Genomic DNA, 13,509 nt, shown 5'->3' with positions numbered 1-13,509 from the left:
CGGTCATGTATCTGTTTCTAACTCAGTCTACTACTTAACCTAAAATTACCCTATGATTCAAAACTTCTACTCAGACAAAAATTACCAGACAAGTAATTCTGTCTTTAGGCCGAAGGCAGCCTGGGTGGCGATTGCCATTCTGCTGGCAGTGTTCCTGCAGGCTTTTGACGGACTGGCACAGGGTGCCCGTAAAACCATTACTGGTAAAGTGACTTCGGCCAGTGACAACACTGGTATGCCGGGGGTCAGTGTGGTGGTGAAAGGTACCACCAACGGAACTTCTACAGACGGCAACGGTAACTTCACCCTAGATGTGACAAATAATGATGTGTTGGTGCTCACTTTTATTGGTTATATATCACAGGAAGTGCCTGTTGGCGATAGAACTACAGTAAATGTGTCCATGAGAGAAGACGCTACCATGTTAAATGAAGTGGTGGTGACGACTGGATATGGAGAACTAAGAAAGGGGGATATCACAGGTGCTCAGACAACCATTAGCTCTGTTGCAATAGAAAGAACCGTTAACACCACAATTGAGCAAGCTATCCAAGGTAGAGCTCCTGGTGTCTATGTTACTCAAAACACAGGTGCTCCAGGAGGGGGGATCTCTGTGAATATCAGAGGGGTCAACACTATAGGTGGATCAAATGAACCCCTATATGTAATAGATGGGGTGCAGATTCAGCCTGCTAACTCTGCCAGTGGATCTAATCCATTGGCTGGTATCAACCCTTCAGATATTGAGAGTATGGAGGTGCTTCAAGGGCCGTCAGCAACTGCTGTGTATGGGTCCAGGGCTACAAACGGAGTAGTGCTAATTACAACCAAGCGGGGTAAAGCCGGTGAAGTGCGGGTGAATTATGGGTACCTATATAGTGTGCAAACTCCGCCTAAGAGATTGGATGTAATGGATATGCGGCAGTATGCGCAAATGGAAGTTGAATACAAATCTCTTGCGGGCGGTACTGTAAGGGAGGAGTTCAGAGATCCCACATTACTAGGTGAAGGAACGAACTGGCAAAAAGAATTATTCCAGAATGCCCCTATGCAAAAACACCAGTTAAGTGTAAGTGGTGGAAGTGATAAAACAACCTACTACTTATCTGGAGAATACATGGATCAGGAGGGAATAGCGCTAGGGTCAGGATTTAATCGCTATTCTGTACGGTTGAATTTAGAGAACAAAGCCAAAGAATGGCTTAACCTGTCGGGTAATTTCAACTACTCTCAAACTGATGAGCAGTTGTCTTCAACCCAGTCTAATCTAATTGCCACGGCAATACAGTTGGCTCCGCATATTCCTGTAAAGAACATAGATGGCACGTATGGTGGTGGTACTGTAGTAGTTGGAGGTAATACATCTGAGCAGTTTTCACCGCCAAACCCTATTGGATTGGCTGATATCACCACTAATGAAATCACCAGAAGACAGGTTTTAGGCGGTGTCACAGCTGGATTCAAAATTGTTGAGGGCCTAGAGTTCCGGACCTCGGTTAACGGTAACTTCAATTTCTCCAACTCCACATATTTTCTCCCAACATACCAGTTTGGCTATCAGAAAAATGATGAGGCTACTTTGAACAACAGGCACAACTATAGTTCATACTGGAACTGGAATCAGATGCTGCAGTATCAGAAGCAGTTTGGTCAGCATAGCATTAATGTCATGGCTACCCATGAGGCGCAAGAATCTCAGTGGAAGAATCTTTTTGCGGAAAGACGTGGCTTCCAGACTAATGATGTGCTAGATATTAATGCCGGAGACAGATTGAAGAGTGATACCGAAGGCGGGCACGGGGATTGGGCAATGGAGTCTTACTTAGGTCGTATCAATTACAATTTTGCTGACCGTTATATCATCCAGGCAGCCTTTAGAGCAGATGGTTCTGTGTACTTTGGGCCAGAAAATAAATGGGGATACTTTCCTTCAGTGTCGGCTGCGTGGAGAATTTCTAACGAGCCTTTCTTCCAACTGCCCTTTATCAGTGATTTAAGATTGCGCTATGAGATAGGCCTAACTGGAAGCCAAGGTCAGGGGGGCGGTGCCATCTATGGTACTCTTTCTACTGGGCCAACCCCATGGGGTACTGGTTTCTCAGCCTATAGATTCCCGAATCCGGATTTCCAATGGGAAGAGACCAAGACAAATAACTTCGGCATTAACATAGGTTTATTCCAGAACAAAATTCAGATAGAAGCAGATTATTACATTAAGAATACAGATAACCTAATTCTGCAGGCTTCCTTGCCATGGTATTTAGGTACTAGAATAGAAGGAGAAACCGGAGGGAACGGCGGTATTGTTGCTCCAACGGTGAACATTGGTGCTTTGCAGAACAAAGGTTGGTCTATCAACCTGAACACGATCAATATAGATAACGGTACATTTAAGTGGGAGACTAACTTCAACTTATCACACTTTAAAACAGAAGTTAAAAGACTTACTTCTGAAAATGGGTTTGTTCCCCGCAGAACCAGAGAATGGTTGGAATGGACGCAGCGTACTCAGGTTGGATATGCCCCTTGGATGTTCTATGGCTACCTTGAAGATGGGATTTTCCAGAATATGGAAGATCTGCAAAATAGCCCTCGTCCTGCAGATACTAACGGAAACCTTTTCCCTATTGCGCCTAATAGTGTATGGGTTGGTGATGTCAAGTTCAAGGATATTGGTGGTCCTGAAGGTAAACCAGATGGGATCATTAATGGTTATGACCAAACTTTTATTGGAAATCCATGGCCTAAGTACTTTGGCGGCTTTACCAATAATTTCTCTTACAAAGGCTTCAATTTAAGTGTCCTTATTACCGCTACTTTAGGTAATGACATCTATAACTGGATCCGGAATGAAAATACCAACCCCAATAACATCAATCTAGGCCGTAATTTATTCGTTGGAGCATTTAACTATGCCAGGGTAGGTATGGATGATTCTGGTAGCCCTTATTTATTAAACCCAGGAACTAATGTAGCCAGGATTTCCAGTGGTAATAACAATAATAACTTTGAGCGTCATACTGATAAGTATGTAGAAGACGGTTCATTTGTTAGGCTGAAGAATGTAACGCTTACATATAATTTGCCTACTTCACTTATTGGTCGCCAGAAATATATAAAGGCAGTTAGGATAGGTGCTAGTGCACAAAACATTTGGACTATTACGGGATATTCAGGGTTTGACCCCGAAGTGGGTTCACACGTGGGTTCATTGGAGAATCCTAGCAATGCAGCTATTGGGGTAGACTATGGACGTTATCCAATAACCCCAGTGTATTCAGTAAACTTTGGAATTGATTTCTAATATAGCTTATCAAGTATATGAAAAATAGATTTTTATACATAGGTGTTCTCGCAGCTTTGTCAGTTTTTTCAAGTTGTGGGCCAGATTTCTTAGACAGGCCTCCTCAAGATACTTTGGTTGATGCCAATTTTTTCAAAACCAATGATCAGGTGTTGGCCGCCTCAGCTCCGTTATACAGCGCCGTTTGGAAAGATTATGTAGATAAAGCTTCTTGGGCTATTGGTGACCTTAGAGGCGGAACTACATTTCGCGCCTGGGGCTATAGAGATGATGTATTATTCAATACTACAGAAGTTTCAACTTCCAATAATGAAGCTTACCGTGCCTTTTATATTGTAGTGGGCCAGTCTAATGCTCTTATTCAGAATATTAAAGACTATGCTGGTGCAGAGGTAAGTGAAACCGTCAAAAACCATGCTATTGCTGAAGCTAGGTTCATGCGCGCCACAGCTTATATGCACTTGGTTTCAAACTATGGGGCGGTGCCAATCATTGAAAATAATATTGAGTTACTCAATAGTTCTGAGGTAAGCCGCAATACAGTTGAAACAGTTTGGGAGTTTATCACCAGAGATTTTGTATTTGCAGCTGAGAATTTGCCAACCACACCTGTGCAACCAGGGAGAATTACAAGATGGTCTGCAGAGGGTATGCTGGCTAGAACCTATCTCACAAGAGCCGGAGTTGAATCAAGTGGTGGCGTTAGAAAACAAGAGTTCTTGGATAAGGCCAAAGAATATGCTGAACGGGTAATTACCATGAGTGGCAAACAACTACTCAACAACTACGCAGATTTGTTTAGGTACCCCTATGACAACAACAATGAGTCTTTATTTGAGCAGCAATGGGTATTTACAACTAATTATTCTTATGCCAATACCATGGTTTCTCAAATTACCTACAGCAATGACATTGCCAATGGAGATGGTTGGGGAGGTGATTTAGGAGCATCATGGTGGATGCTTAGTCTTTATGAAGGGTTAATTCTGGAAGATGGGGCTAAACCTGGTTTTACACTTGATCAACGGCTTAAAGCCACTTATATGCTTCCTGGTGCTTCATATCCAGAAATCTCAAGAACAGTGGGGATGTCTGGAGGTACAGAAGAGACAGAGCCATTGGTTTTCCCTGCTCCTGCTGCAGATGCAGACCAGAGCTTTGCTAGTATTAAAAAGTATGTGGTGGGGAAAGCGAAAGATGTAGGGGGCAATTCTACTCGGCAAAGATATCCTAACAATACCTATATGCTTCGGCTTGCAGAGATGTATCTTATTTATGCTGAAGCTACTTTGGGTAATGGTGCCTCTACCACAGATGCAAAGGCATTGGAGTACTTCAACAAGGTGCATATGCGTGCTGGTTTGCCAAGATGGGAAAATGCACTTACATGGGATGACATCTTTGAAGAGCGTATCAAGGAGTTCGCCATGGAGGGATTAGCTTGGTATGATTTAGTTAGACTTCATTATTATGATCCACAGAAGGCATACACCATCATTAACAGCCAAGACAGAGGTGGTCTTTATATAATAATACCAGACCGTATGCCTAACCCTACCGCTTGGACTTTTGAGAAAAGAGGTGAGTTGCCAAGGTTTGCAAACGCCAATTCCGGAAACTTTATAATTCCAATTCCGGCAGCTGAATCTAGCCAAGCCCCAAGTCTGAGAAATCCTCCGGTGCCTTATGTCTTCAAAGATTAAGTTTTGGAACCTAAACAGAAAATAACTGAAATATGAAATTTCAATTGAAAACAATATTGTTCCTGTTTATTGCTTTGGCAACAACGGGGATATTTACAGCCTGCTCGGAAGATGATGATCTTCCGAACGGCGGTAAGCCTATGATTAGCTATATAAGAGTTACACGGCCAGCCTCTTCAGATTCTCTGATCACCAAAGCTGGCCAAGGGGCTATGATTGCAATTGTGGGTCAAAATCTACAGAATACCCGCGAAATTTGGTTCAACGATCAGGCCGCTTTCCTTACGCCAACTTTAATTACAAACACAACCATTATTACTCGTGTTCCCAGTAACATTCCTTTAGACATTGCAGATAAGATGAAGATTGTTTTTGCTAATGGGGAAGTATTGGAACATAATTTTGTGGTAGATATAAGTGAGCCTAGAATTGACAGAATGCAAAGCGAATATGTCAATGTAGGTGATGTGGCTACAATTGTGGGAGATTATTTCTATGAACCTCTTACAGTTACATTTGTTGGAGGTGCAGAAGCAGAGATTGTTTCCATTAGTGCTGACTATAAGACCCTTCAGGTAAGGGTGCCTGAAGGAGCACAACCGGGTCCCATCACAGTTTCATCAAACTTTGGAGAGTCTGAATCAAATTTCTGGTTTAGAGATAACAGGAATATCATTGCAAGCTTTGATGTTCCAGGGATAACTGAGTCAACAAGTGGACTATGGCATGGGCCTGCTTTTATCAAAGACAATGACCCGTCCATTACATCTATAGATGGTAAGTACTTGCGGATTATCCAGAATTTAGGCGAATGGGCTTGGTTTGAGACGTATGTTGGTCCAAGCGACAGCAAAGCAGCGGTTGAGACTAAAAACATACCCGCAGATGCCTTTACCAATCCAGGAAAGTATAGTTTGAAATTTGAGATCAATACATTGGCAGATTTGACTGGGGCGCATTACCGGATGCACATGGGACCAAAAATGGCAGATGAGCGGGGCAGTATATTTTACAACTGGCAAGTGAACAATATTAATACAGGTGGTACCTGGCAGACAATTACAATTCCATGGGAGGATTTCTGGAAAGCAAATGGAAGTTTCTCTTATGATGCCAACGGGTATGGTGTTTCATTCCACTTCAGTGGTCCTAATGCTGTGAATGCCAACTTTGCCTTAGATAACATGCGGGTGGTGCCAAATGTAAATCCTTAATCGTCTTTTAAGAATAGATATGAAAAACTTCTATAATATTAAGGTCTTACTACTAGTCTGTTTATTGGTAGTAGTAGGCTTATTAACATCTTGCAGTGATGATGAAGATGATGCCAACACTGGTCAGGTTGAATTGTTAAGTTTTGGACCTACCGGAGCTAAACATGGGCAGACAATAAAAATTGTAGGTCGGAATCTTACGCAAGTGGAGTCTGTCCAAATGGCTGGGGCAACTGTAAACAAATCACAATTCACTTCACAGTCATCTGAAATGATTGAATTAGTGATTCCTGCCTCAGCTGAAAGAGGTAGAATTACTTTAAAAACAGTTGATGGACAAGATATAGTCTCTAAAACTGTGCTGAGTTTTGAGGTGTTGGTAGAAATCAGTTCTGTCACAGAAAGCGCTAAGCCTGGTGCAAACATTACTGTCAAGGGTAACAACCTCAATTGGGTGGATAGTGTCCGTTTTGGTTCTCTGCCAACCACTGTGAAAACCTTCGTAAGTAAGTCAATGACTGAGCTGGTTTTGACAGTTCCACTGGAAGCCAAAACCGGAACCATGATCTTCTATACTGGAGGTACGGAACCATTGGTTATAGAAACAGAGGAAGAGTTGACCTTGACAGTACCATCTATATCTGGCTTTTCACCAAACCCAGTAGAACGAGGATCAAATTTAACCATTACCGGAACGAATTTAGATCTGGTGAAAGGTGTTATGTTTAAAGGTGTTTCAGAACCGGTAACCTCATTTGTAAGTAGATCAGAAACTCAATTGGTTGTTACCGTGCCTAAGGAAGCAAATAAGGGAACTGTTTCCATTATCTCTTACTCGGGCATTGAAGACATTTCGTCCGCTACCATGGAAATAGTAGGTGACCTGCCGCCTTTGGCTGCCCTGCCTTATGTCCTTTATGATGACGCAAGAGGATCTGGATGGGGTGATTGGGGCTGGGGAGGACCATCTGTCTGGAATAGTACCGAAAAAGTACGTGAAGGTACTGTTGCCGCCAAAAAGACCTATGATGGTTCCAATGATGCCATCCGTGTCCATTCAGATACTCCCTTGTCTATGGCTGGGTACACTAAAATAACCTTCTCTGTGTTCGGAGGGGCCGGTACCAATGGAAAGATTATGAAACTTGTGATCAATGAGCAGTGGTCAAGCCCTTACCAATTCCCGATTGTGGAAGGGGAGTGGACTACTTATACCCTTGATCTGTCAGAGATTGGAAGTCCTGCAACCATCAGTGATGTCTTATTCCAATCAGCGGCATGGGCAGGAGTAGTGCATTATGATCATATAGGTTTTAGATAATAATAGACCCTATAAGTGAGGAAGGCCTCTGAGAGATTCTCAGAGGCCTTCCTCACTTATAGGGTCTATAGAACTTGCTTAACTACAGGAAAGCTTTATCAAATATTAAAAAAAGTTTAACAAACTTCACATTCCCGTTTAGGGGCTCTTTTTCCCAAAATAGCCCCTAAACGGGAATGACTTGTTGCTGCCACTAATCAGAGAGTAATGTGCGTAATCTCTTTAGGGTAGCACACATAGTACTTCTCCACTTTCTTGCTCAACGCCTGGATATTGGGTAAGTCTGAGGCTACGGCCACGTCTACCACCGTGCTCTGTTTGGTAAGCACATTAATGTTCTCCCCACCAGATTCATAGGCATTGTTGCTGATTTTTCCTTCCACCACCAGATAGTGCGCCTCTTCGGGAGCAATTCCGAAGTGCTCAATGGCCAGTTCCCGTACCCCAAACAGGAAGTCCATGTCAAAGGGAGTAGGAGAAAGCATGATTTTGAAGAGCTTCCGTTCCAGCATACAGGTAGAGAGGTAACTCAGGATCTTGTCTGGGTGCTCGGCCCACGCTTTAATGCCGCTCCAGATATCATAGTCATCCAGAGAAACAAAGCGCTTTAATATGCTGGGGTCATGCTCGAAGTCCAGAATGGAAAGGCTCTCGCGCAGGAAGAACTGTAGGTTTTTGCTGGCAGGCACCTCTATGCCGCGTTGGGTAAGCTCACGGGCGCGTTGCATAATTTTCATGACCATCTGCTCCGCGCTGGTCACGGTTTTGTGCATGTACACCTGCCAATACATCAGCCTGCGGCTCACCAGAAAACTTTCTATGGAATAGATGCCTTTCTCCTCCACTACCAGCTGGTCTTCATACACGTTCAGCATCTTAAGGAGTCTGTCTGCGCCAATATTGCCCTCAGAAACACCAGTGTAGAAGCTGTCGCGGTTGAGGTAATCCAGGCGGTCTACATCCAGCTGACTGGAAACCAATTGATGGAAGAAGCGCCGGTGGTAGTTGTCGGTGAAAATGTCAATGGCCAATTGCAGCCGCCCGTCAAACTCCCCGTTGAGCAGTTCCATAATGTGCAGAGAGATCTGCTCGTGGGGCACCTGGTCAAAAATAGCTGTTTCCAGGGCATGGGAAAAAGGACCGTGGCCTACGTCATGCAGCAGAATGGCCGCCATGGAAGCCTCGCACTCTTTGTCTGTGATGATATTGTCTTTGCCGCTCAGGCTCTGGATAGCCGTGTTCATGAGGTGCATGGCCCCCAGCGCGTGATGAAAGCGGGTATGCAGCGCACCGGGGTACACAAACTCCGTAAGCCCTAGCTGCTTAATGCGGCGCAGACGCTGGAAGTACGGGTGCTGGATAATGTCAAACAGCAGGTCAGACGGTACCGTGATGAAGCCGTAAACCGGGTCGTTGAAGATTTTTTTCTTATTCAAGATAACTTAGTGCTTCTTGTGTCCGTTGTCGGTTAATGACAAGGCGCGATTTATATAGACTAAACTATATTTACGCAGATTTGTTCTCTATGCGCCCTTGCCAGTACAGCCTAACTATGAAATAATTTAGAGCCATGCAAAGATATACTATTTTGTGGGCGGACGATGAGATTGACCTTCTCAAGCCGCATATTCTCTTTCTGCAGGAAAGAGGTTATGACATTACCCCCGTCAATAGCGGGGCAGATGCCGTGGAGAAGGTGCAGGAACAGACGTTTGATCTTGTATTTTTAGATGAAAACATGCCCGGCCTCAGCGGCCTGGAAGCATTGAGTGAGATAAAAGCCATCAGGCCCACACTACCCGTGGTCATGATCACCAAAAGTGAGGAAGAGCATATCATGGAGGAGGCCATTGGTTCCAAAATAGCCGATTACCTCATCAAGCCCATTAACCCAAACCAGATACTGCTGTCGGCCAAAAAGATTCTGGACAACCGCCGTCTGGTGGAAGAGAAAACCAACAGCTCCTACCAACGCGATTTCCGTACCCTGGGTATGGCTTTTGGGGAGCGCCTGAGTTACCAGGAATGGGCCGATGTGTACAAGAAGCTCGTGTTCTGGGAACTGGAGATAGCCGATACCGAAGGCAAAAGCATGGCTGATGTGATCAACATGCAGAAAGACGAGGCCAACACCAACTTCGCGCGGTTCATAGAGGACAACTATGAAGAATGGGTGAACGATGAGACCGACGAGATTCCGCTCATGAGCCACCGCCTGTTCAAAGACCGGGTGTTCCCTATGATGAAGGAGAGCGATGTGCCGGTGTATTTCGTGCTCATAGACAACCTCCGCTATGACCAGTGGAAGGTGCTGGAGCCTATCATCACAGATTACTTCAATGTGGAGCATGAGGAGATGTATTATTCCATTCTGCCTACCACCACCGCCTACGCCCGCAACGCCATCTTCTCCGGCATGCTGCCCGCCGAAATTGCCAAGCGCTATCCTAACCTCTGGGTGTCTGATGACGAGGAGGAAGGCAAGAACCTGCACGAAGAAGATTTTTTGGAGATTCAGTTCCAGCAGAACAAAGTCAACGATAAGTTCAGCTATAACAAAATCACGAACAACACCGCCGGGAAAGAGTTGCTGGCCAAGTTCAGCAACCTGGACAACAACAAGCTCAACGTCATCGTCTACAACTTCGTGGACATGCTCTCGCACGCCCGTACAGACATGCAGATGATTAGGGAACTGGCCGCCGATGAAGCCGCTTACCGTTCCCTCACGCGCTCCTGGTTCCTGCACTCGCCACTGTTTGACACGCTGAAAGCCATTGCCGACAAAGGCGGAAGGCTCATCATTACCACAGACCACGGCACCGTGCGCGTAAAGAAACCGTTCAAGATTGTGGGCGACCGCAACACCAACACTAACCTGCGCTACAAGCACGGTAAGAACCTGGGCTTTACGGAGAAGGATGTGCTGGTGTGCCGTAAGCCGGAGCGTTTCCACCTGCCAAAGAGCAACGTGTCTACGGCGTTTGTGTTTGCCATGAACGACGATTTCTTCGCCTACCCCAACAACTACAACTACTACGTGAACCACTACAAAGACACTTTCCAGCACGGTGGAGTGTCTCTGGAAGAGTGTATCATTCCATTTATAACGCTTTCGTCTAAAAATGCCTGATCCTGAAGCGCGCCACCATACCATTCACGTCACCTCTAAAGCAGAATTACCGCAAGCCGCCGCTGAATTTTTATCATTTATCGGGCAAAAAAAGATAATTTTGTTTGAGGGGGAGATGGCGGCCGGTAAAACCACCTTTATCAAGGCGATATGTGCCCAGAAAGGGGTGCAGGAGCCGGTAAGCAGCCCCACTTTCTCCCTTGTAAACGAGTACGAGGCAGAAGGCGGGGAACTCATTTACCATTTTGATTTTTATAGGGTAGAAAATCAGGCCGAGGCCCTGGAGATAGGGGCGCTGGAGTACTTTGACTCCGGCAACCTCTGCCTCATTGAATGGCCCTCCAAGGTGGCAGACCTGTTGCCAGACCAAGGCGTAGAGGTGTCTATAGAGCCCGGAGAGGCCGAAGAAGCGCGTATCATTAGTATGAGAGTATATGATGGAGGAATTGACGGAGAAGAGCGGGTTTGACGCCCTGACCAAGGCCACGGCCCGTAGCCTGATGCCCAAAGAATCTATGCTGGCGGTGGAAACCCGCAAGCGTAGTTTGTTCATTGGCATTCCCAAAGAGTCTTCGTTACAGGAAAACCGCATCGGCCTCACCCCCGAGGCGGTAAAACAACTCACCGACCACGGCCACGAAGTCTGGATTGAATCGGGGGCTGGTGCTCCTTCCAAATATTCTGACCACGAGTTCTCAGAGGCCGGCGGCGTGATTGTATACTCCACCAAAGAAGTCTACGAGGCTGATATTCTGCTCAAGATTGCGCCGCCCACCTATGATGAGATGGAGTATCTGAGGCCGGGCCAAACGCTCATCTCGGCGCTTCAGATTGGCTCCCTCACCTCAGATTACATCAACGCGCTGTGCCGTAAGAAAATCAGCGCCATTTCCTTTGAGCTCCTCAAAGACAAATCAGACTCCAAGCCGGTGGTGCGGGCCATGAGCGAGATAGCGGGCAGTACCGTCATGCTCATTGCCGCGGAGTACCTGAGCAGCAGCAACGAGGGCAAAGGCGTCATCCTGGGCGGCATTACCGGGGTGCCACCCTCTAAAGTAGTGATTGTTGGAGCCGGTACCGTGGCTGAGTATGCCACCCGCGCCGCCCTGGGTTTGGGTGCCGAAGTGAAAGTGTTCGACGACCATCTGTACAAACTCCGCCGCCTGAAACAGAACGTGGGTACGCAACTGTTCACCTCTACCTTAGACCACACCATTCTGCACAAGGAAATCCAGGATGCCGACGTGGTCATTGGTGCCGTCACCGCCGACGAGGGCCAGGTGCCCTGCATGATTCCAGAAGACGTGGTGGCCAAGATGAACCCCGGTTCTGTGATCATTGACGTGAGCATTGACGAAGGCGGCTGTTTTGAAACCTCAGAGATAACTTCTCATAAGCGGCCCGTGTACCGCAAATATGACGTGATCCATTACTGTGTGCCCAACATCCCGTCCCGCGTGCCCCGCACGGCCACCAAAGCGCTGAGTAATATCTTTACCCCCATGTTTCTGGAGATCTCCAAATACGGAGGCATCAATGAAGCGCTCTTCACCCATGAGCACTACCGCAGCGGGGTGTACATCTACAAAGGTAGCCTCACCAACGCCGCTATCGCCAAAAAATTCAACATGAGGTACAAAGAGCTGAGTCTCATGATTGCCGTGCGCAACTAGAAGCAGGATTCTCCTGATTCTCATAAAAGCCGTTTAGGGCCTGTTTTTAGAAAAACAGGCCCTAAACGGCTTTTACTTTTATACTGTTGCTGAACCAGTAAAGGCTCCCCAATGCTTGTATCCTTCAGGCAAATGATGGCACTCAGTCTTCTTCAACTCAAATCCTGAAAATTATTTTACTCCTGTAAATACTGCTTCTGCTTTGCTGCGTTTAGGGGCTCTTTTTCCAAAAACAGCCCCTAAACGCAATTCTCTTTTGACAGAGATTTAAGCCAGCAAGGCTTTCCAGGCGTCTGCCACTCTTCCTTCTTCCAGCAATCGCTGGGCCAGCAGATGCGTTTGGCGTTCTTTCTCGGTGGGGTTATCCTGGTGTTTCTGGAGCAAATATTGATAGATAGGTTCCTGCGAAAAAGCCTGAACCTCTGCTTCTGAGGGAATGACCTCGGTATTGCCCAGGCGGGCCAGATTATTCCCGGTTAAAACATTGCTATTTCTGATGTGCTGAGGTAGCTGATCAATGCCTATGCCTTTGTTCCGGACGGGTTTAGGGAGTTCAAACAGAGCATCGCCGGTGGCGCGCAGGTACCAATCGCCGCCCAGGCGGGCCACGGCATCCAGTTTGAACGGATCAATGGTGGTACCGTCTGCCCCGAAGACCTCGTCTTGCACGTGCAGCAGCAGAGCCTCACAGATCACTAGATTGGCGGCCCCGCCCTGGTCACCAATCGGTTTTACTTCCAGCACCCGACACTCAAACGCCGCCGGCGCCTCTTTTACCCGCGGTGGTTTCACCAACGTAGAGGCAACAGGCGTAAGCCCAGCCTTGATGAATTCATTCACGCCTTTGTCATACTCGGTGCTGGCCAATGACATCTGCTCCACAATGGCGTAATTGCCTATATTGATCACCACCTCACCGATCTCCAGCACGTTCTCCAGCGTGTGCTTGCCCGTATTGTCGCGCACGCGGCGGGCGGGCGAAAATACCAGAACCGGCGGATTGGACCCGAAGCAGTTGAAAAAGCTAAACGGGCTCAGGTTCACGTTTCCGTCTTTGTCTACGGTGCTGGCAAAGGCAATGGGCCGGGGCGCGATAGCCCCCAGCATGAGGCTGTGAAACGCGGCAGTGGGTATCTCTTTTGGGTTGAAGGTTCTCATGTA

General features: G+C 46.6%; 9 protein-coding genes. 7 read left to right on the top strand and 2 right to left on the bottom strand.

Annotation, left to right across the window (positions count from 1 at the left end; translation table 11 throughout):
• The first annotated feature begins 52 nt into the window (after positions 1-52).
• From EFA69_RS08860 to EFA69_RS08845, 4 genes are read left to right on the top strand one after another with little or no spacing between them, the layout of a single operon-like run.
• Entirely contained in the window at positions 53-3,304 is a 3,252-nt protein-coding gene (locus EFA69_RS08860) for a SusC/RagA family TonB-linked outer membrane protein (RefSeq protein WP_123132744.1), read from the top strand.
• Between the two features lie 17 nt (positions 3,305-3,321).
• Entirely contained in the window at positions 3,322-5,007 is a 1,686-nt protein-coding gene (locus EFA69_RS08855; protein WP_123132743.1) for a RagB/SusD family nutrient uptake outer membrane protein, read from the top strand.
• A gap of 32 nt (positions 5,008-5,039) precedes the next feature.
• Entirely contained in the window at positions 5,040-6,221 is a 1,182-nt protein-coding gene (locus EFA69_RS08850; protein WP_123132742.1) for a glycan-binding surface protein, read from the top strand.
• Between the two features lie 19 nt (positions 6,222-6,240).
• On the top strand, positions 6,241-7,542 hold the full coding sequence (locus tag EFA69_RS08845; protein ID WP_123132741.1) for an IPT/TIG domain-containing protein: 1,302 nt from the start codon (positions 6,241-6,243) through the stop codon (positions 7,540-7,542).
• 197 nt (positions 7,543-7,739) lie between these two features.
• On the opposite strand, the gene EFA69_RS08840 is transcribed toward EFA69_RS08845, so the two are convergent.
• Positions 7,740-8,978 (bottom strand): HD domain-containing protein, encoded by a 1,239-nt coding sequence (locus tag EFA69_RS08840; protein WP_123132740.1) that lies wholly within the window; start codon positions 8,976-8,978, stop codon positions 7,740-7,742.
• 134 nt (positions 8,979-9,112) lie between these two features.
• On the opposite strand from EFA69_RS08840, the gene porX reads away from it, so the two are divergent.
• From porX to EFA69_RS08825, 3 genes are read left to right on the top strand one after another with little or no spacing between them, the layout of a single operon-like run.
• On the top strand, positions 9,113-10,675 hold the full coding sequence (gene porX / locus EFA69_RS08835) for a T9SS response regulator signal transducer PorX (protein WP_123132739.1): 1,563 nt from the start codon (positions 9,113-9,115) through the stop codon (positions 10,673-10,675).
• On the top strand, positions 10,668-11,144 hold the full coding sequence (gene tsaE, locus EFA69_RS08830; RefSeq protein ID WP_123132738.1) for a tRNA (adenosine(37)-N6)-threonylcarbamoyltransferase complex ATPase subunit type 1 TsaE: 477 nt from the start codon (positions 10,668-10,670) through the stop codon (positions 11,142-11,144). The genes porX and tsaE overlap by 8 nt, the downstream gene beginning before the upstream one ends.
• Positions 11,113-12,348 carry an alanine dehydrogenase gene (locus tag EFA69_RS08825; protein ID WP_123132737.1) on the top strand — a complete coding sequence of 412 codons (1,236 nt, stop codon included), beginning with the start codon at positions 11,113-11,115 and terminating at the stop codon, positions 12,346-12,348. Before tsaE ends, EFA69_RS08825 begins: the two co-directional genes overlap by 32 nt.
• Before the next feature lie 267 nt (positions 12,349-12,615).
• Here the strand turns inward: EFA69_RS08825 and EFA69_RS08820 are convergent, their stop codons facing one another.
• On the bottom strand, positions 12,616-13,506 hold the full coding sequence (locus tag EFA69_RS08820) for a flavin reductase family protein (RefSeq protein ID WP_123132736.1): 891 nt from the start codon (positions 13,504-13,506) through the stop codon (positions 12,616-12,618).
• Positions 13,507-13,509: the final 3 nt, after the last annotated feature.

Origin of the sequence: Rufibacter immobilis (assembly GCF_003721565.1) — a bacterium.
GTDB lineage: Bacteria > Bacteroidota > Bacteroidia > Cytophagales > Hymenobacteraceae > Nibribacter > Nibribacter immobilis.
Note: the sequence above shows the minus strand (reverse complement) of the source record. Positions and strands in the feature narration are given on the sequence as shown.

Bases quoted from the DNA above. Each gene is read 5' to 3' on its own strand.
- EFA69_RS08860 (WP_123132744.1), top strand. From the start codon at position 53: ATGATTCAAAACTTCTACTCAGACAAAAATTACCAGACAAGTAATTCT.
- EFA69_RS08825 (WP_123132737.1), top strand. From the start codon at position 11,113: ATGGAGGAATTGACGGAGAAGAGCGGGTTTGACGCCCTGACCAAGGCC.
- EFA69_RS08850 (WP_123132742.1), top strand. From the start codon at position 5,040: ATGAAATTTCAATTGAAAACAATATTGTTCCTGTTTATTGCTTTGGCA.
- EFA69_RS08820 (WP_123132736.1), bottom strand. From the start codon at position 13,506: ATGAGAACCTTCAACCCAAAAGAGATACCCACTGCCGCGTTTCACAGC.
- EFA69_RS08855 (WP_123132743.1), top strand. From the start codon at position 3,322: ATGAAAAATAGATTTTTATACATAGGTGTTCTCGCAGCTTTGTCAGTT.
- porX (WP_123132739.1), top strand. From the start codon at position 9,113: ATGCAAAGATATACTATTTTGTGGGCGGACGATGAGATTGACCTTCTC.
- tsaE (WP_123132738.1), top strand. From the start codon at position 10,668: ATGCCTGATCCTGAAGCGCGCCACCATACCATTCACGTCACCTCTAAA.
- EFA69_RS08845 (WP_123132741.1), top strand. From the start codon at position 6,241: ATGAAAAACTTCTATAATATTAAGGTCTTACTACTAGTCTGTTTATTG.